Origin of the sequence: Methyloversatilis universalis EHg5 (genome assembly GCF_000378945.1) — a bacterium.
GTDB classification, from domain to species: domain Bacteria; phylum Pseudomonadota; class Gammaproteobacteria; order Burkholderiales; family Rhodocyclaceae; genus Methyloversatilis; species Methyloversatilis universalis_A.
In genome coordinates this window covers 2577219-2595388 of the sequence record NZ_KB900539.1, presented here as the reverse complement: position 1 = coordinate 2595388, position 18170 = coordinate 2577219, and the positions used below count along the sequence as shown (strand labels likewise).

Sequence of the window (18170 nt, the reverse complement as noted above, 5' to 3'; positions counted from 1 at the left end):
CCATGCTGTCCCGCCTGCTGACCTTCCTCATCTTCATGCAGGCCGGACTGGCGCTGGCTGCGCCGGCCTGCCTCGACCCCGAGCTCGATGGCCGCGATCCGCGCATTCCGGCGGCTGGGGGTGGCGTGAGCGGAACCGGTCGCGCGCCAGGCGAGGGCGGAGAAGGCGGCATCGGCGGTACCGGCGTGAGCGGTGCGGCGCCGACCGGTGGAACCGGAGGCACCGGCGTGCAGGCGCAGGGACAGGGCGGACTGGGCGGAACCGGTGCGCAGGCGGCCGGCCCCGGTGGCATGGGTGGAACCGGTTCCACCGTTCAGTCACCGGGCGGCATGGGCGGGACCGGACAGCGTGCCGATGCGACCGGTGGCGTCGGCGGTACCGGACGCTCGCCGGGCGACGGCGGTGAGGGTGGGAGCGGCGGCATAGGCGGCACCGGCATCGGGCTCGCCGGCGACCAGACGGTCGGCATCGTCGGCGTCATCACCGGTTTCGCGTCGGTCTGCGTCAATGGCGTGCACGTCGAGTACGACGCCGCGACACCGGTCAGCGAGAACGGTCGCTCGGCCGATGCCGGCAAGCTGGCCGTCGGCCAGATCGTGTCGATCGAGGCCGTACCTGCGCCGGGCGGCGGATTCCGGGCGCGCGATGTTGCCATCGTCCATGTGCTCGAAGGCCCGCTCGGTCGCACGCAGGGCGGCGGTTATTCGGTGATGGGCCAGCCGGTCGGCCTGATGCCGGGTGCGCGGATTGGCGGCGGCCAGGCGCTGGCACCGGGCCAGATGGTGAAGGTGAGCGGTTTGCGCAACGCCGCAGGCGGCATCCAGGCCTCGCGCATCGACGCCGCGCCCGGTCTGACCGAAGCGTCCGCCATCGGTGTGCTGCAGTCGGGTGCCGGCGCGACCACCCGAATGAATGGCATGGCGGTGCGTGGTGCGAATGCGCTGGCAAACGGCTCGACTGGTGTGCCTGGCGAGCAGGGCGCGGCGCTGGTGAAGGGCCAGTGGAACGGGCAGGCGTTGGTGGTGCGTGCAGTGGCGGCCGACCCCACGCTGCGTTTCGCCGATCGTGCGCAGAAAGTGGTGATCGAGGCGCTGGCCAGCGGATCGCTCGCCGACGGCACCCTGAAGGCGGGCGCGCTGCCGGTCAGGGCCGCCGCAGGTGTGGCACCGGAGGGGACGGTGCCTGGCGCGCGGCTGGACAATCAGCGCGTGCGCATCACCGGGCGCATCGAGCAGGGCGTGCTGCGCGCCGACAAGGTGGACGCCGACGTGCCGCAGGGGCTGGACACCCTGTCGTCCCGCAGTGAGCGCCTGCGCACGACATCGAATGCCACCGGCCGTCGCGAGGCGGAAAAGAGCGGCGAAGCCGCCGGGCGCGTGCAGAGGCAGGACGACAGACAGGGGGAAAAACCGGAGGACACGCTGTCTGAACGCGGGAAGGAACAGGCGGTAAAGATTGACCGTGTCGAGGTGACGGACAAGACGGAAAGGACCGAACGTCCGGAAAAGATCGAAGCGGTCGAGAAGGTGGAGAAAGCCGAGAGGATCGAGAAGCCTGAGAAGGTAGAGAAGGCTGAGAAAGTGGAGAAGATCGAGAAGATCGAAAAAGTGGAGAAGGTCGAGAAAGTAGAAAAGGTCGAGAAGGTGGAGAAGGTAGAAAAGATAGAGAAGATCGAGCGGGTGGAAAGGATCGAAAAACCCGAGAAGGTCGAGAAGCCAGAAAAGATCGAGAAGCTTGAGAAAGTCGAGAAGATCGAACGTTGAAGTACGCCGGACAGCAGGGTCCGGACGGGGAGAGCGCATGAAGTACGTGAAGACAGGGGCGACCGCGGTCGCCGGGCTGCTGCTGGTGGCGACCGCGGCACATGCCGAAGGCAGTTTCACGCTGAGCAGCGGGCTGGATTTCAGCAGCGGCAAGTACGGTGGCACACAGAAGACCGACACGGTCTACGTGCCGGTGATCGGCAAGTACGAAACCGGTGACTGGACCTTCAGGCTCACCGTGCCCTGGGTAAGCATACGCGGGCCAGGTGGCGTGGTCGGCTCGGGCAGTGACCGGGTGACCGTGGGCAATCCGGCGGGCAATCGTCGCAGCACCGAATCCGGTCTGGGCGACATCGTCGCCGGTGCGAGCTACACGGTGTTCGAATCCGGCGGCTGGGTGCTCGACCTCGGCGGCAAGGTGAAACTGCAGACCGGCAGCGAATCGCACGGTCTGGGCACCGGCAAGGCTGACTTCACCGTGCAGGCCGACGTCTATCGCAGCATCGGGCCGGCATCGCTGTTCGGCACCGTGGGCTACAAGCGCATGGGCGATCCTGACGGCATCGATTTCCGCAATCCGGTGTTCGCGTCCATCGGTCTGGCCCACAAGGTGGGCGCGACCACCACGGTGGGGCTGAGCTATGACTGGCGTCAGCGTCTGCGACCCAGCTCCGACGAAATCAGCGAAATCACGCTGTTCGCCTCGCACCGCTTCAGCGACCAGTGGAAGGCGCAGATCTACGCCATCACCGGCTTCTCCGACGCCAGCCCTGACTGGGGCTCGGGCCTCATTGTCGGGCGCATGTTCTGACCTTCCGGTCGGCGGCGTCGTTCGATCCTCCTGTTTCGTCAGGCGAGGTGGAAAAAATCCCACGTCTGATGTAGTCTCTGTTTGTGGGATTATTTCCCTCAATTGTGATGCCGCGGATTTACCGTGCTTTGCGGGCGCCGCCGGTGCCGGTCACACGACAAGACTAGGGAGCGAACAATGAAATACGTAAGCGGGCAGACCTTCATCCGCACCAGCCTGTGCCTGGCGTTGTGCGCGGCAGGCATCGGTGCGGCCCAGGCAACGCCGGTGATGTATGGCAGCCTCAGCAATTTCGATGTCTATAACGACACCGGCGCGGAAACTCACGGTTTCGAGATCGAACTGCACGGCATATCGAGTGCCGACATTTCGTACACCTTCGGCGGCGACTGGCACCGTTACGGCACGCCGGTGATGGAGGATTTCGCCGGCGGCGTGTTCGTGCGCTACCGCAGCAGTTTCGACAGCGTAGCCAGCCGCTTCCTGTCGGCCACCCCGGTGCCCACGCTCATGTCGCCGACCGACGGCCACTCCTGTGTGACCGGTGGTGCGGGTTACGCGAACAGCGGTTGCGAGCATTTCGGCCTCGGGCTGAACCAGAACGCCACCCAGACCTACTACCGCTGGCTGCGCGGTGACGTGTCGACCGGCCTGCTGTCGGCGGTTGGCGGCAATGTCCCGATCGCCGCACCGGTCTGGAATGTGGTGCCTGCCGCTGACCCGGTGGCGCCGCCGGTGGTGCAGGCGGTCATCGTGCCGGAGCAGGCGCGGAACCGTGACCAGTACGGCGAAGCCCAGTGGGTGAAGGTGTTCACCACCGAAATCGAGCGTGAGGTCGAACTGGGCGAACTGCTCAGCGACAACAATGTGGTGCCGCGCGAACAGTCCGAAACCGAGATCGAATGGCGCATCTTCCAGGCCCTGCCGGCCGACAAGAATGGCGGCGAAGGCGATGAACTGGTGCTGGAACAGCCCCTGGCCGAATTCGGCGACAGGAAATCCATCATCCGCCGCTACGAGTTCTACGAGTATCTCGGCCAGTACGACGCCGAAAACCACGAGGCGCTGTGCGCAGTCGATTGCGATACGCCGGAAGAGTGGGAGATCGGCCGCTACGTCGGCTCCCAGATGGCGGCGGCCAATCTTGCCGCAGCCGCACCGGTGCCCGAGGCCTCCACCTGGATGAGCATGCTGGCCGGCCTCGGTCTGCTCGGTCTGCTCGGCCTGATCGGCCGCCGCCGTCTGCCCTGAAGCGCAGGCGCATTCCCGTCCCGGGCGCCCGGCGCCCGGGTAGCCCATTTCATTTCACACACCGGATCCGATGATGCATGCCCGTCATTGCCTCACCCTTGCCGCCGTGCTGTGTGCTGCGCAGGCCGTACAGGCCGCGCCGCTCGCCGGCACGCTTGATTTCAACGACCTGGCGCCGATCAGCGGCGGCATCCAGATGCCCCAGGGTTACGGCGGCTTCCAGTGGGGCAGCAGCGTTTATGCGATGACGCTTGCTTCGGCGCCGTCCGACGCCTTCGTGGCCTTCGCCGGTACGGCGATCTCGCTACGTCGTGTCGATGGCGCTGATTTCTGGTTCGACGGCGCGGATTTCTGGAGCCGCCGCGGCGCGGACGCCAACGGCTCGTTCTACTTCGTGCTGTCGAACGACGGGCAGGTGGTGTTCGACGGCCGCGCGGATTCGCAGAACCGCATGCGCTTCACCGCCACCCACACCTTCATGAGCACCGGCTACAGCGGCCCGATCGACTACATGGCGATCACCTTCCGTCAGGGCGGCGACGACTGGGACCATCTGGCGTTCGACAACTTCACCTACCGTGCCACGCCGCTGGCCGCGCTGCCGGCGGTGCCGGAGCCCGCCACCGGCGCGCTGTTTCTTGCGGGGCTTGGCCTGATCGCCGCCGGTGCCCGCTTCCGCGTGCGGCGCGAGGGCTGATCTGCGTCAGCGGTCCTGTGCGATCAGGGCCGCCACCGGCGCCGCCAGCGCCGCCCCGAGTTCGGCGTGCTGGGCGGCATCGACATGTACGCCGTCCTGCGGGCTGGCGTGGATGACGCTGCCGGCATCGAAAAAGGCGCAGCCCAGTTCGCCGCATACCGCGCGCAGCGCCTCGGCCAGACCGGCGCACTTGTGCTCGCCGCCTTCGAACTTCGGCGCGATCGGCCCGCGCGGTGCGGTGATCGGCGGTGGCGCCACCACCAGCACCGGCGGTACCGGCATGCCCGGCTCGATCGGCGCCTCGCGGATCGCCCGCACCAGCGCCGCCGTACCCTGGGCCGAATGCCAGGCGTTGTGAGCATGCATGGACTGGAAGTCATTGGTGCCCAGCATCAGCACCACCAGCGCCAGCGGCGAATGGATTTCGATGCGCTGCGCCAGGCCCTGCAGGCCGTTGCGGCCCGGCTTGAACGGGTCGTCCCACACGGTGCGGCGGCCGTTCAGACAATCTTCGATCACGCGCACCCGGCGCGTGCCGTCGTTCAGCGCGTTTTCCAGCACACCGGGCCAGCGCTGGTCGAAGTCCAGCCGGCGGCGGGTGGTGGGCACGATGCCCCAGGACAGCGAGTCGGCGTAGACCAGTATTTGCTGCATCGCGCGCTCCATCAAAAAATTAAATGAGTGCGGCGGACAGTGTGGCACGGCCTGCGTGCTGCGTTGCGCAAATACCCGCGGCATGAAGGCTGCACTCCGCCAGCGCTTGCCGACGCCTTGTGTGGCCGTTCGATTCATCCTTTCGTCATCCTTCCGGCGCGTTTTTGGAATGCGCTGAAAGCCGCATCTGTGCGCCATATGTCACGATTTCGGTGACAGGTTTTCCAGCTCAAGCGATATCCGGCGACGCCGTAAAGTCGATCGTTGCCTGACCCGGGACGCAGTCCGCAGGCGACATTCCGCTGCGACATCGCACGCCGGTGTCGCGTACAACTCGCTGGAGATAGACCGATGACAAAGCACTCCAAGCAGGAAGCCGGTTCGCTCGACGACGGGCTGGCCGACCAGGCACCGCCGCCGGCGCGTACGGTCGACCTCACCCGGTCCACGCCGCTGCGCATGGGCAGTTTCGCCTTCTGTGCGCTGTTCTTCGCGCTGTTCGGTGTTGCCGCCGCCTTCGACTGGGTGAATCCGCGCGCCGCAGCGCTGCTGGCCTGTGCCGCCGGTGCGATGATCGCCTTCGCTGATGCGCTCTACATCCGGCAGATGGACCGCACCATCGCGCAGATGGCCGAAGCGCTGGCCGACACCGGGCGCGACGTGAATGATCTGTCCAGCCAGTTCGTGCTGCCCGAAAGTTCGCCGGTCAAGGCGATCAGCAAGCTCATCGCCGAACGCGACGGCCGGGTGCGCGACATGGTGTTCCGGGTGCGTCGCGGTACGCTGGGCGCGGCCTGCCACACCGCCCACCTGACGCGCTCGCTGCGCGATACCGCCGAGCTGGCGCAATCGCAGCGCGCACTGGCCGAACAGGTGTTCGTGGCCGGCACCACCACGCGCGACGCGGTCGGCAGCGCGCGTCAGCACGCGGCCGACCTCGACCAGGCCACCCGGCGCCACATCGATGCCGCACGGCTGTCGCTGGAAGAACTGCAGGCCGCCGCCCGCCGGGTCGACCAGTTCGAAACCCGGGTCGCCGCCTTCGAACGCACGGTGCAGCAGCTGCACGACCAGTCGGCTGAAATCGGTCAGGTGGTGCAGATCATCAGCACCATTTCAGATCAGACCAATCTGCTGGCGCTGAACGCCTCGATCGAGGCGTCGCGCGCTGGCGAGAATGGCCGCAGCTTCGCGGTGGTGGCTGACGAGGTGCGTTCGCTGGCCGAGCAGGTGAAGGTGGCGACCGAAAACGTGGGCCAGAACATCGACCGCATGAACAGGCTGGTGGCCGGCACCCGCGCCGAAACCGACGACATCCGCGACCACATCATGGCCACCGGTCAGGCGGTGCGCGTGGTGTCCGGCCGCTTCGGCGACATGGTGGGCGAGTACGAAGTAATGGGCGAACGCATCGCCCGCACCGGCGATGCGATACGCAGCCTGGGCGACAGCAATGAGCGCATCCACGCGCTGGTGAGCGACATCCACGATGGCTGCGACCGGGTGGCGCGGCTCATGCTCGACGGCGAGCGCAATCTGGGCAAGGTGAGCCGCTCGACCGAGCGCATCCAGGATCTGGCGGCCTCCTTCCGCGTCGGCTCTGATCAGCTCGAATCCATCGTAAGCGTGCTCGGCCGCTACCGCGACCAGTGCAGCGCCGCGGTGGCCGGTGCGCCGACGCTGGCGGTCGATGACGACGGCCAGGAAATGGCGGCCAGCGCCGCGCGCGCGGTGCCGCTGCCTGAAGTGACGCGGGCGGTCGGCGCGCTGCGCGGCGAGGTGAGCGTGCTGCGCTACGCGCTGGTCACCACGCCGTCCGGTCAGGTGCTGGGCCACAGCGGTGCGTGCCCGGCGCCGGCCGACATCGCGCAGCGTGCCGCCGGCAGCGACCGTGCGCTGCTGATGCAGCCCTTCGCCGCCGACGACGGCACGCTGTACTTCGACATCGCGCTGCCGATGCGTCGTGGCGGACGCAACTGGGGCACGCTGCGTGCCGGCGTGCCGGCCGACATGATGCTGGCCGCCTGAGCCGGCCGACCGGCAGAGAATCCACGGGAAGGGGGAGAACATGCTTTCACACGAACAGATGCATCACGTCGCGCAGCAGGGTCGCACTTTGCATTCGGTCTATGTCTATCAGGCGCCGGTGCGCCTGTGGCACTGGGTGACCGTGCTGGCGATGACGGTGCTGATGGCCACCGGCTACTTCATCGGCAAGCCCTTCCTGATGCTGCCGGGCAACGATCCGGACATGTATCTGATGGGCTATGTGCGCTTCGCCCACTTCGCCGCCGGCTATGTGCTGGCGGTGGCTTTCGCCGGCCGCATCTACTGGGCCTTCGTCGGCAACGAGCATGCGCGGCAGATCTTCCTGCCGCCGCTGTTCAACGGCGCCTGGTGGAGCGAAGTCATGTTCGAACTGCGCTGGTACTTCTTCCTCGAAGACCGGCCGAAGAAATACACCGGCCACAACCCGCTGGCCGCGGTCATGATGTTCTTCCTGTTCGTGCTGGGCAGCCTGTTCATGATCGCCACCGGCTTCGCGCTGTACAGCGAAGGGGCCGGCCACGGTCACTGGAGCGATCTGCTGTTCGGCTGGGTGCTGGTCGCCCTCGGCGACAGCCAGACCGTGCACAGCCTGCACCGGCTGGGCCTGTGGGTGCTGCTCAGCTTCATCTTCGTGCATGTGTATGCCGCGCTGCGCGAAGACATCATGAGCCGCCAGAGCATCATTTCGACCATGATCAGCGGCTGGCGCTCCTTCCGCGACTGAAGCGGCGCCGGCGGCGCACTCCGCCGCCGGCAGCACGGACCGGCGCTCAGGCGCCGTCTGGCCTCACCTTGGCGATGCTGCCGTCGGAGCGCCCTTTCAGATAGGCGTACAGGTCGTCGAACTTGTCCGCCAGATACGGATGGCTCGGCATGCCGCGCTCCAGCCGGCCTTCCAGCACCGTCTTTTTCACCTCGTCCTTGCTCAGCCGCTTCAGCGACTCGATCAGCGAGGGGCCGACCATGCCTTCCTGCGCAGCGCCATGGCAGCGCTCGCAGGCGGCCGAGCGCCAGGTCTTCCAGCCCTTCACCACGTCGGCACCGGCTGCAGCCGCAACCTGCGCAGCGGGCGCTGCCGGTGGCGAGGCCGTTTCCACGGCCGTTGCAGCAGGCGCTGCCGGAGCCGGAGCAGGGGCGGGCGGCGGCGCCACGGCGGCGGCCGGTGGCGCTACGGCTGCAGCGGGTGCAGCGGGCGGCTCCGCCGGCTTGCCGCAGGCGGCGAGCAGCAGGGTGGCGACACAGGCGCTCATCAGGGTGCGTGCAGGCATGTCGGTTCTCCTCCGTGACGACAGATGCAGAGTAGCCGCTGGCCGCGCTGCAGGCTTGCTGCACTGCGGAGTGGCAGCGCGCGGCGGGCGTGGCATGCTGCGTTCCGCGACCGGGCCGGAGCGTCCGGCGCCACTGTCCGTGAATGAGGAGATTCTGCCTTGAGCAGACTGTACGATCCGCAGCACCGCGCCTTCCAGGATGAATTCGGCACCCGCGCAATGGCCGACCGCGTCGAGGAACTGGCCTGCAAGACCGAGTTCGACGACATGGCCAAGGGCTTCATCGAATCGATGGACATGTTCTTCCTGTCCACGGTCGATGCGCGTGGCCGGCCCACCGTGTCGTACAAGGGCGGCGACCCGGGTTTCGTGCGCGTGGTCGATAGCACCACCCTGGTGTTCCCGAGCTACGACGGCAACGGCATGTTCTATTCGATGGGCAACATCGCGCAGAGCGCTGAGGTGGGGCTGCTGTTCATTTCCTTCGAGAAGCCGCACCGCGTGCGGGTACAGGGCCGTGCCACGGTGTCGCGCGACGACCCGATGATGGCTGCCTACACCGAGGCGGATTTCATCGTGCGGGTCGAGCTGTCGGAGCTGTGGCAGAACTGCCCGCGCTACATCCACCGCTTCCAGCGCGGCGACCGTTCGCGCTACGTGCCGCGTGCCGAATGCGAAACGCCGCTGGCCGAATGGAAGCGCATCGATCTGGTGCAGGACGTGCTGCCGCCGGCTGATGCCGCCCGTGCGCAGGCGGCCGGCACCATCGCCATCGAGGAGTGGATGGAAAAGGTGGTGACCGGTCACCCGGAGGCCTGAACCTCCGCCCTTATCCTCCGCCCCTACCCTCCGCCCTTACAGCCGGAAGCGGCCGGTCAGGTCGCTCAGCCGGCCGGCCAGCGACTGCAGGTGGGTGACCGACGCCGACAGCGTGGTCACCGCCGAACGGTTCTGTTCCGACATGCCGGCGATCTGTTCGACATTGCGTGCGATGTCGCCGGCGGCGCGGCTCTGCTGTTCCAGCGCCTGGTTGATACCCTGCACCTCGTGCGCCGCGACCGACACCGCCTGATGGGCGGCGCCGATCACCTGCTGCGCCGAGTCGCTCGACGATTCCGCTTCACCCACCGCGTCGCGGCCGTGCGCCAGCGCTTCCGACAGGCTGGCGGCACGCTCGGACAGCGAGCGGGTGATGGTGTCGATCGCGTCGGCCGATGCGCCGGACTTTTCAGCCAGCTTGCGCACCTCGTCGGCCACCACCGCAAAACCGCGACCGGCTTCACCGGCACGCGCTGCCTCAATGGCCGCATTCAGCGCCAGCAGATTGGTCTGATCGGCGATTTCCCGCACCTCGCGGGTCATCCGGGTGATTTCCTGCGCATTGTCGATGAAGGCTTCGGCCGCACCCGACACTTCGTTCATCACACCGGCTGCGCGCACCACCGCGCCGCGCAGTTCGCCCAGGTGATCCTGCGCCCGGGCCGACTGGGCCAGCGAAGCGTCGGCCTGCTGCGCCGCGTTGCCGGCATTGACCGCCACCTGACGGATGCCGGCGGTCACGTCGTCCACCGCGGCGGCGGTCGAACTGGCGGCCTCCGTCTGCGCGCTCGATGCTTCCGCCACCCGCCCGGATTCGCCGCTCACGGTGCGCGATGCGTCGAACAGCGAATGCGCCGACTCGGTGAGCTGGGACACCAGCGCGCCGAGGTCGTGACGGATGCGTTCGGCGCTGCGCGCGATGTCGCCCAGTTCGTCGCGCGTGCTGCACGCCACCCGCGCATGGAAGTCGCCGCCGGCCAGCCGTTCGAGGTCAGCCGACAGCTGCCGCGCCGGGCCGATGATGGTCCGCTGAAGCGCCCACAGGAAAAGACCGAAGGCGACCGCCACCACGCCGGCGAAAGCGCCGCCGATCAGCATCAGCGTGTGCAGCGTCGAGGCGCGTATCGCCTGCGCCTGGGCGCGTGTGACGTCGCCGGCCAGCGTGTCGATGGCCGACCACTCGACCCCGAGGCCGACCACGGCCGCCACCAGCAGCGCGGCTGTGCCGCCGCCGCAGATGACCAGAAGCTTGTTGCGGATGCTGCGCGAGATGAAATCCATGGATGTGTCCGGGTGCTGTCGGGGCAGAACGGTGATCATGCCCCTTCCGGCCCCGGTGTTGCGCTGCGAAAACAGCGGGGAATACCCCCTGAATCGGTGCGCTGCGACCGGACGTGCGTGCCACGGCCGGCGAAAGATGCCGGCAATCAACTCATCCGCTTGTCGCTGCCGGACTGTCTGCATGGCGATCGGCCGGCGCCTTTACGCGCGCGCGGCCAGATCCAGCTGCCGGTCGTGAAAGGCGTCCAGCGTGCTGCGGTGGGCCACGCTCACCAGCGTGCAGCCGGGCAGGCGCGCCAGCAGCAGGCCCATCAGGTGGGCTTCGGTGTCCGGGTCGAGCGCGCTGGTGGCTTCGTCCATGAACAGCACGTCCGGCCGGTACAGCAGTGCGCGGGCGAAGGCCAGGCGCTGCTGCTCGCCGGGCGACAGCGTGTGCGCCCAGTCGGCGTGCTCGTCCAGCCGGGTCGCGAGATGCGGCAGCCGGCAGTCGGCCAGCGTCTGCGCCAGCGTGGCGTCGTCGTGGCCGGCGGCGTCGGCCGGGTAGGCCAGCGCGTCTTTCAGCGGGCCGTCCGGCAGGTAGTTGCGCTGTGGCAGGAACATGAGCCGCGCCTCGCCGGGCAGCGTGATCTGCCCGCGCCCGAAAGGCCACAGCCCGGCCAGCGCGCGCAGCAGGGTGCTCTTGCCGCAGCCGGAGGGGCCGCGCACCAGCCAGCGCTCGCCCGGCGCGAAACGCAGTGCGCCGACCGCGCTGAGCGCCCGGCCGTCCGGCAGCGCGAGGACGATGTCCGCGCCCTGCACCGCGGGCTGGGCCGGGTCGCGCCGCAGCGTGATGCCGTCCGGCTCCGGCTGCGCCATCGCCGCCTCCAGCGCGCTCAGGCGCTGCACCCGCGCCGACAGCTGGAACAGTTCGCGGTAAGAGAGCGCGAACCAGGCGATGGCGGCCGACGTTTCGGTGAAGGCGCCCACGTCCTGCATCAGCGTGCCCAGCGTCATGTCGCCGGCCAGCACCTTCGGTGCCACCGCCAGCACCGGCACCGCGAGTGCCACGCCGGAAAAGCCGCCGCTGGCCAGATTCAGCCACACGTTCTGCCGCATGAGCACCTGCCAGTTGCCGCGTATCGCGTCGAACAGCCTGCCCAGCCGTCGCTGCTCGACGCCGTTCCCCCGGTAGAGCGCGATCTGTTCCGCCGAGTCCCGCACCTTGGCCAGCGCGAAGCGGAAATCCGCTTCCACCGTCTGCTGCGCCACGGTCACCGCGGCCAGCCGGTGGCCGGCGATGTGGGTGACCACGGTCTGCAGCACGCCCCAGCCGATGGCCACCCAGAACAGATAGCCGGGCACGGTGAAACTGTGGCCGCTGACAGTTAAATCCATCGGCCCGGCGGACGACCACAGCAGCCAGCCCATCGAACCCAGCGTGCCGAGGTTGGCGACGAAGCCGAGGCCGAGCAGGATCATCAGTCGCACGTACTCGGTGATGTCTTCGCTCACCCGCTGGTCCGGGTTGTCGCAGCTGCGGTCGCGCTCGATGCGGTAGAAGGTGTGGCCGTCCAGCCAGCGCGCCAGCGTGGTGGCGGTCAGGCGCTGGCGCCAGCGGATTTCGAGCGCCTGTTCCATGTAGTTCTTCAGCGTGGCGGCCAGTATCCAGGCGGCCACCGCGGCGAAGAACAGCGTCGCGCCGTGCACGAAGCCGGGCGCGTCGCGGGCTTCCAGCGCGTCGAAGAAGGTTTTCTGGGTCACCGTGAGCGCGTAGTTCAGGCCGGTCACCAGCGCGGTCAGCGCGAGCAGCACGCCCCCGAGCAGCCAGGCGCTACGACGGGTCGCCGGATCACGCCAGAACGGAGCGGCGAGCCGGAAGGTGCGGGCGGTGATCGTGGTCATGGGCGGACGCGGGTGGCGGAGGCGCGTCGATGTTAGCGCGGCCGCAGACTGCTGCAGCGGGCCGCGTGAAGAACTGCGCAGTGGCGGTCTGTTCGGGCCGCAGACTTAATGTGGACCTAAGCTCGGGGCTTCAGCATCCAGCCCGTCGATCAGGTGTCGGTGCGCCGTCATGGCGAAGTCATCGGACCTTGCATTGGCGCCACTGCGTGCCGCGACAACGGTGTGAGGTGGCGAAAGTCCGTCTGCCTTCACCCTTGATCCAGCCCTTACCGATGAAAAAACTGCTTGCTGCAACGCTCGTCCTGTCCGCCCTTAGCTTCGAAGCCGGCGCGGTTGCGCCCGATCTGCTGACCAACGGTGACTTCTCGTCCTTCCACACCGCCTCGCAGGGCGGCAAGACCAACTTCGGCATTCCGGACAGCTGGGTCGGCATCACCGGCCAGATCGACAATGCCACCGTCTATAACGGTGCCATGCTGTTCGCGACCAGCGGGCCGCGCAATCCGAACTACGACCGCTTCTACATCTACCAGTCCTTCGTCGCGCCGACTGCCGGCAGCTACCTGCTGACCTTCGACTACCTGCTGCGCAATGTGTCGTCCGGCACCGGCTACAACGGCGCGAAGATCTACCTCGACAACATGTACGGATCGGCGCCGGGCGTCACGCCTGTGGTGGTGCCCAACACCGTGTTCTCGCGCACCTACAGCGACGAGTATCAGGCCATCCTGCGTAGCGGGCTCACGCCCAACGTGTGGCACCTGGGCCAGAGCGTGAACCTCACGCTGAGCGCCGGCACGCACACGCTTTACCTGAGCTCCGGCGGCATGGACATGTCGTTCAGCTCAGCGGCGGTGATGTTCGACAACGTGAGCGTGCGCGCGCTGACGCCGGCCGTGCCCGAACCCGCGTCGGCCGCGCTGATGCTGGCCGGCCTGGGTCTGCTGGGCGGTATCGCCGGTCAGCGTCGCGTACGCTGACCAGCCACCGCGGAGACGGCTGCGCTGCGCGGTGCTCCGTTCAGCGCGCGGGTGATGCCATCAGGCGCAGCGTTTCGCGGTCCGGCTCGCCGTCGTAGAACACGGCGAGTGCGCGGCGGAAGCAGGGTTCGTCCGGCGCCACCTCGGCGAACAGCGTGAGGCAGGAGCGGAACTTCAGCGCGTCGATCTCGCCCAGCATGTCGACCACGCTGCGGTCCGGATGGGTGAGCACCGCCTGCACGCATTCGACCAGCCGCGGCCCGAGCACCGGGTGCGCGAGGTAGGCCACCGCCTCCGCCCGGTCGGCGATGCCGTATTCCCGCGCGCGCGGGCTGCGGCCCAGTGCGCGCAGCTGGGGCAGCACGTACCAGATCCAGTGGCTGCGCTTGTGGCCGTCCTTCAGTTCCTGCAGTGCAACCGCGTAGTCGCGGTCCTGGGCGGGCAGGAAGCGGTCGAGCAGGGCAGGGGCGGGAGCTGTCATGGCGCCGGCGACGGAAGCTGCGGATCACCGCAGCGTACGCCCAGCCACCGGCGTCCGGCAAAGGGGCCTGTGCTCAGGCTCGCCGTCTGCGCATCCACCCGCCGGCGAGGCCGGCGCCGGCCAGCAGCGCCAGCGTGCCCGGCTCCGGCACGTCGGTCGGGCGGTTGTCGAAGGTTGCGGAAAAAGCCAGATCCGGCCCGGCCAGCGAGAACCACTGGGCCGCGAGCACCGTATCCAGACTGGCGTCGGCATCGCGCACGGTGTTGTAGGCGCCGACCTGGAGGGATTCGCCCGCTGTTGCCACACGCAGCCGGGAATCCAGCGGAATCTGCACGTCGTAGTTGTTGGCGAACATGAACATCAAGTAGCCGCTCGCCGCCGCCACCTCGACATCCATGTCGAAGGTATAGGGCACGAACTGCAGGCCGTCGGTCAGCGGTACGGTGACCGGCGCGCTGGTGTAGAGCGCCGGGCCGGTGATGCGGCGGGCCGCGATGTCGTACGGCACCAGATAGGCCTGCAAGGTGACCGGCACCGGCGTGGTGCCGCTGCCCTGCAGCGCATCGCTCAGCACGAAGGTGAAGTCGAGCATGCGATTGACGCCAGTCGGTGCGCGGAAGAACTGCCCCCAGGCGGAAAAGCCCGCCGCACCGAAATCGCCGATGCTTTCGTTGCCGTCCCACGACGGCAGGGTGCTGAGCACGATGGGGGCTGCTGCCGCGCTGCCTGCGTGCGACAGCGCCGACAGGCCGATAACGAGAGAGGCAATGAGCGGGTGGGGTTTCATGGCGGTGCATCCTGTGTCCGGTTCATCCACGGTCACCGGTCGCGGGCGCGACTGGCTGACCCGTCCGGCCCGGTCACCTGCATGACAGGTGCGCGCGCCGACGGTGCGGACGCATTCTGGTCGGACGCGGCGCATGACTCAATACGCATATGCGCGTAGTGAAGCCGGGTGGTCCTTACCGCCGCATGAGGCAAGGGCGGGCGGTGCTCAGGGCGCCCGCGCCGCCGCCTCAGTTTCCGGTGCCGCCTGTCCGGTTCGACGACATGAAGGCGATCAGCGCCATGCGCATCGCCTCTTCGACCGACATGTTCACCGGCGTCACCCAGGCACGTGGCACGAACACCGTGTAGCCGCCGATCATGTAACCCATCGGCAGGTATACCGCGACCTGATCCTCCAGCTCCGACAGCTCGGCGGGCAGGCCGGCCATCGACTGCCGCGTGATCAGCCCGACGATGCCCATCTCGTTGCCCGGCATGCGCAGCAGCACCACCTGCTGCGGCGACTTCGCGTGCGGCGCGAAATAGTCGGCAAAGTTCTTCAGCGACGAATAGATGCTCTTCACCACAGGCAGATTGTTGAACGGTAGTTCGAGCATGGACAGCCAGCGCGCGGTTTCCGGGCGTGACACGAGCGCACCGAGGCCGATAATGAGCAGCGCGCCGAGGCCGATGCCCAGGCCCGGCAGATAGAAATCGCCGGTCAGCGGATGGACCAGCTTCATCGCCACGCTTTCGGTCCAGGTGACGAACATCACCAGCACGTACAGGGTCAGGAACACCGGCAGAAAGGTGATCAGGCCGCGGAAGAAATACCGGTAAAGACGACGCTTCATGGCAGGCAGTCGGAACGGAACCGGGTGAGCTTACCGCGCGAACATGTCGGCCGGCGTAGGCCTGCGCCGGCAGGGCGCCGCGAACCCGGCCGCGCGCCCCGGCCCGGATGTGGTCGGCGGCAGCCCCGTGGATAACCCTGCTATCGAGTACGATCACATGGCTTGATTCTCAAGCCACAAACTGTCCATCGGACGGGGGCAACTCCAGCGCAGCGGGTGGTCCTTCGGCACGCGTTGCTCCAGGCTCATGTAGCTGAATGTCGACGCCTGGGGATTCTCTTGGCCGCGCGTGGGAAATCGGGAAAAGTAGGAAGACGTTTCGGGGCAGGCGTCTGCCTCAAAACCCGCGCCCAGAGCAGGGCGCCGGGTTTCTCTCCAGCCCGTTAGGACAGTTATGGCGTGGACAGTCCTCCCTGGTGCCGGGCCATGGGCGCTCCAGCTCGCGAGGACCTACTTCCCTTTCGCCTGTCCGATGAAACTGGTGTCAGGGATTTCCTTCTCGCAGGTTTCGGGTGTCGCCATCTCGGGATAGACGCGATACACCACTACGCCAAGTCCAACCGACAGTCGCACGCACTTCTCTTCGTTCGCGCCGAGTGCGAACGTCAGCTTTTTGTCGACCTCGGTCGACAGCACGACCTCATAGTTGTCGGCCGGCACGTCCATATAGAAGAACCCGCCCGGCTGTGCGCTACCGACAACCTTTCCGTTGAGTTTCACATCTGGCTGTATGCCAGAGCCGAATACATTCGCCGTCCGATAGAACAGGATGCGCCCCTTGCCGTCTCCTAGTGCGGGCATGGAGGGCCTGACCTCCGTGTAGCGCGGACCGGACGCGCAACCTGCCAGCACTGCGGTGGCAACGGCAATCATTTGAAGCGTACTGCGCATTACTCGTACTCCTTCCAGAGAGTTGGGCTTTGATCGGAGGATATCGGCGAAAACGCGCGTTCCACGGGCAGATAGAATCCGACGAGTCGTCCTGATTTCACGACGAGGTAGGCTTCGTGGACATGCGCACCTTCTACGGAAAATGTGCTTCCGCTCGACGCATATACGCTCCCCTCAGAAACGGCGCCGACCTGTCGCCAGCGCGAACCGGAGGCAAGTACTCGCGTGTAGCCGGTGCCCAGACGAACTTCGATTTCGCGGTCGACGCTGCGCACCGACGCAACCTCGATTGCGGGTTGGAATCGGGCGGGCTGGCGGGGTACTTCAGATGCGCACGCCGCGAGCGTGATAAGCGAAATGGCTAAACAGCCATGCATGCGCATGCCGTTTCCGGTAGCACGGGGGAAAACCATAAAATGCCGTATGGATCGATCAGAACGGGCGCGGAGTTTAGCACCTGCAGATTAGATTATTGCTTTGAGCTACTGAGTGCTGGGTCACTGGATCGAACCTGCACAGACGCCGCCCGCCGATCGACCTCGCGCAAAGCGCAGTCGGAAGGGTCATCGGTTTCAGGTGTTGCCGGACGAAGCCTTCGCCTCAGACGGCGTGCCTACTCAGTGTCTTCGGTAAAGATCCACGTATCGGGGCGGCGGCGGAAAGCGCATGTCGGGCCAGCCGTCTCGGCGAGCGGTACGCGGGGAAAACGTGGCCCGACCCTGAAACTTCCCCGGCGTAGGCCTGTGCCACCAAGGCCGTCCAGAACCCGGCCGTCCGCAGGCGGTCTTTCAGCGGTCGCGGCGCCACCCGGTTGCCGCTCGCCGCGCAGATTCCATGTCGGCACGGGTCACTCTAAACCCACTACGGATGCCAGATATACGACTGCAAGTGATCTACCCGGGAAAACCAGACTATCGGTCAGTCTTGATTTTGGGGGGAGTCCATATAGGAGGGGTTAGACGCCTGTGGCATCGGAATGCCCAGATGAATGAACCGCTCCATCAGGTTTTCTCCGCTGGGACACAAGCCGGCTTCCTGCATGGCTGCGTACCAAGAAACCAGAGCTTTCTTTCCGGCAGCTAAGTCGCCTTTGGGGGCGGACCCGACATGCTGAATCCATAGCTCGACTTCTTTCACTGAGATCTCCTTCTTGCCAACAGAGACTGCGGCTACCTGAATCAGGCTCTTTGCTAGCTGCTCATCGACAACTTCGGAGGGAACCGACCAGTTACCCTTGCCAAGGCAATCTGTGTAGAACCCGAGCTGTTTGACTTGGTCAAGTAAGTGCGGATGCTCTGCGTTAACGTCAAAAAGAGGGCGGAAGTCCTCCAGCTTTTGCGCGCCCTTTAGCGCCATGTCGGGAAGGAGCCACTGGACGTTCTTTCGGGTGTGCGACCTGTAGTCCTTCCACGCGGCAGCAGCTTCTTCTTGAGACTTGGATGTTGAAAGGCTCCGAAGTATCGAGACTTTGCCGGATTCCTCTATCGATAAGGCAGCGAGAGAGGCCGCGGTTGGAAAGCGGCCAATCTGCACCAGGGCCTGAGCGTCTTCAAGCAGGCGTCTTGCATTTGCGTTCGCTGCGTTCATTCCGTCGGCGATCTGCTTTGCACTCAATTTTCCCTTGTACGACGGTAGCTTCTTCGAAGACATGGAAGGCGTCTAACGACGCTGTAGAAAAACCCCATTGCGGGGCAAGCGATTGCTTCCGGCCTTGGCCGGTCC

18 protein-coding genes are annotated in these 18170 nt (G+C 66.6%); 8 read left to right on the top strand and 10 right to left on the bottom strand.

Features of this window, described 5'->3' with window-relative positions; translation table 11 throughout:
• The first annotated feature begins 2 nt into the window (after positions 1-2).
• The 4 genes from METUNV2_RS0111970 to METUNV2_RS0111955 all read left to right on the top strand — a co-directional run bounded on the left by METUNV2_RS0111970 (position 3) and on the right by METUNV2_RS0111955 (position 4522).
• Positions 3-1763, top strand: coding sequence for a DUF5666 domain-containing protein (locus tag METUNV2_RS0111970; RefSeq protein WP_018229718.1), 1761 nt, complete (start codon positions 3-5; stop codon positions 1761-1763).
• A 37-nt stretch (positions 1764-1800) separates the two neighbouring features.
• The gene (locus METUNV2_RS0111965) at positions 1801-2574 is read left to right on the top strand and encodes a hypothetical protein (RefSeq protein ID WP_018229717.1); all 774 of its coding nucleotides are present in this window, start codon (positions 1801-1803) and stop codon (positions 2572-2574) included.
• A 177-nt stretch (positions 2575-2751) separates the two neighbouring features.
• A complete protein-coding gene (locus tag METUNV2_RS0111960) occupies positions 2752-3825 on the top strand; it encodes a PEP-CTERM sorting domain-containing protein (protein WP_018229716.1) in 1074 nt (357 codons plus the stop codon).
• Between the two features lie 73 nt (positions 3826-3898).
• Positions 3899-4522, top strand: a complete 624-nt coding sequence (locus METUNV2_RS0111955) for a PEP-CTERM sorting domain-containing protein (protein WP_018229715.1) — start codon at positions 3899-3901, stop codon at positions 4520-4522.
• A 6-nt stretch (positions 4523-4528) separates the two neighbouring features.
• Here the strand turns inward: METUNV2_RS0111955 and METUNV2_RS0111950 are convergent, their stop codons facing one another.
• Positions 4529-5176, bottom strand: coding sequence for an SGNH/GDSL hydrolase family protein (locus METUNV2_RS0111950; protein ID WP_018229714.1), 648 nt, complete (start codon positions 5174-5176; stop codon positions 4529-4531).
• 351 nt (positions 5177-5527) lie between these two features.
• Here METUNV2_RS0111950 and METUNV2_RS0111945 point away from each other — a divergent pair, with 351 nt between their 5' ends.
• Both METUNV2_RS0111945 and cybH read left to right on the top strand, forming a co-directional pair.
• On the top strand, positions 5528-7204 hold the full coding sequence (locus METUNV2_RS0111945; RefSeq protein ID WP_018229713.1) for a methyl-accepting chemotaxis protein: 1677 nt from the start codon (positions 5528-5530) through the stop codon (positions 7202-7204).
• 40 nt (positions 7205-7244) lie between these two features.
• A complete protein-coding gene (gene cybH, locus METUNV2_RS0111940) occupies positions 7245-7949 on the top strand; it encodes a Ni/Fe-hydrogenase, b-type cytochrome subunit (protein ID WP_018229712.1) in 705 nt (234 codons plus the stop codon).
• A gap of 46 nt (positions 7950-7995) precedes the next feature.
• On the opposite strand, the gene METUNV2_RS20135 is transcribed toward cybH, so the two are convergent.
• On the bottom strand, positions 7996-8493 hold the full coding sequence (locus tag METUNV2_RS20135) for a c-type cytochrome (protein ID WP_018229711.1): 498 nt from the start codon (positions 8491-8493) through the stop codon (positions 7996-7998).
• Between the two features lie 159 nt (positions 8494-8652).
• Between METUNV2_RS20135 and METUNV2_RS0111930 the strand changes: the two genes are divergently transcribed.
• Positions 8653-9312: a pyridoxamine 5'-phosphate oxidase family protein gene (locus METUNV2_RS0111930; RefSeq protein WP_018229710.1), complete on the top strand. Its 660-nt coding sequence runs from the start codon at positions 8653-8655 to the stop codon at positions 9310-9312.
• A 36-nt stretch (positions 9313-9348) separates the two neighbouring features.
• Here METUNV2_RS0111930 and METUNV2_RS0111925 read toward each other — a convergent pair whose 3' ends face one another.
• Both METUNV2_RS0111925 and METUNV2_RS19165 read right to left on the bottom strand, forming a co-directional pair.
• Entirely contained in the window at positions 9349-10593 is a 1245-nt protein-coding gene (locus METUNV2_RS0111925; protein ID WP_018229709.1) for a methyl-accepting chemotaxis protein, read from the bottom strand.
• A gap of 201 nt (positions 10594-10794) precedes the next feature.
• Positions 10795-12474 (bottom strand): ABC transporter ATP-binding protein/permease, encoded by a 1680-nt coding sequence (locus tag METUNV2_RS19165; RefSeq protein WP_018229708.1) that lies wholly within the window; start codon positions 12472-12474, stop codon positions 10795-10797.
• Positions 12475-12746: 272 nt separating this feature from the next.
• Between METUNV2_RS19165 and METUNV2_RS19860 the strand changes: the two genes are divergently transcribed.
• The gene (locus METUNV2_RS19860) at positions 12747-13454 is read left to right on the top strand and encodes a PEP-CTERM sorting domain-containing protein (RefSeq protein WP_018229707.1); all 708 of its coding nucleotides are present in this window, start codon (positions 12747-12749) and stop codon (positions 13452-13454) included.
• Positions 13455-13494: 40 nt separating this feature from the next.
• Here METUNV2_RS19860 and METUNV2_RS0111910 read toward each other — a convergent pair whose 3' ends face one another.
• The 6 genes from METUNV2_RS0111910 to METUNV2_RS0111890 form a co-directional block, all read right to left on the bottom strand.
• Positions 13495-13935 (bottom strand): DUF1810 domain-containing protein, encoded by a 441-nt coding sequence (locus tag METUNV2_RS0111910; RefSeq protein WP_018229706.1) that lies wholly within the window; start codon positions 13933-13935, stop codon positions 13495-13497.
• Positions 13936-14008: 73 nt separating this feature from the next.
• On the bottom strand, positions 14009-14722 hold the full coding sequence (locus METUNV2_RS0111905) for a PEP-CTERM sorting domain-containing protein (RefSeq protein WP_018229705.1): 714 nt from the start codon (positions 14720-14722) through the stop codon (positions 14009-14011).
• A 229-nt stretch (positions 14723-14951) separates the two neighbouring features.
• Entirely contained in the window at positions 14952-15557 is a 606-nt protein-coding gene (locus METUNV2_RS0111900) for a DUF502 domain-containing protein (RefSeq protein ID WP_018229704.1), read from the bottom strand.
• A gap of 450 nt (positions 15558-16007) precedes the next feature.
• Positions 16008-16448 (bottom strand): DUF2846 domain-containing protein, encoded by a 441-nt coding sequence (locus tag METUNV2_RS0111895; RefSeq protein ID WP_018229702.1) that lies wholly within the window; start codon positions 16446-16448, stop codon positions 16008-16010.
• Positions 16448-16831 carry a hypothetical protein gene (locus tag METUNV2_RS19855; protein ID WP_157281401.1) on the bottom strand — a complete coding sequence of 128 codons (384 nt, stop codon included), beginning with the start codon at positions 16829-16831 and terminating at the stop codon, positions 16448-16450. The genes METUNV2_RS0111895 and METUNV2_RS19855 overlap by 1 nt, the downstream gene beginning before the upstream one ends.
• Positions 16832-17366: 535 nt before the next feature.
• On the bottom strand, positions 17367-18098 hold the full coding sequence (locus METUNV2_RS0111890; RefSeq protein ID WP_018229701.1) for an AbiV family abortive infection protein: 732 nt from the start codon (positions 18096-18098) through the stop codon (positions 17367-17369).
• Positions 18099-18170 lie beyond the last annotated feature (72 nt).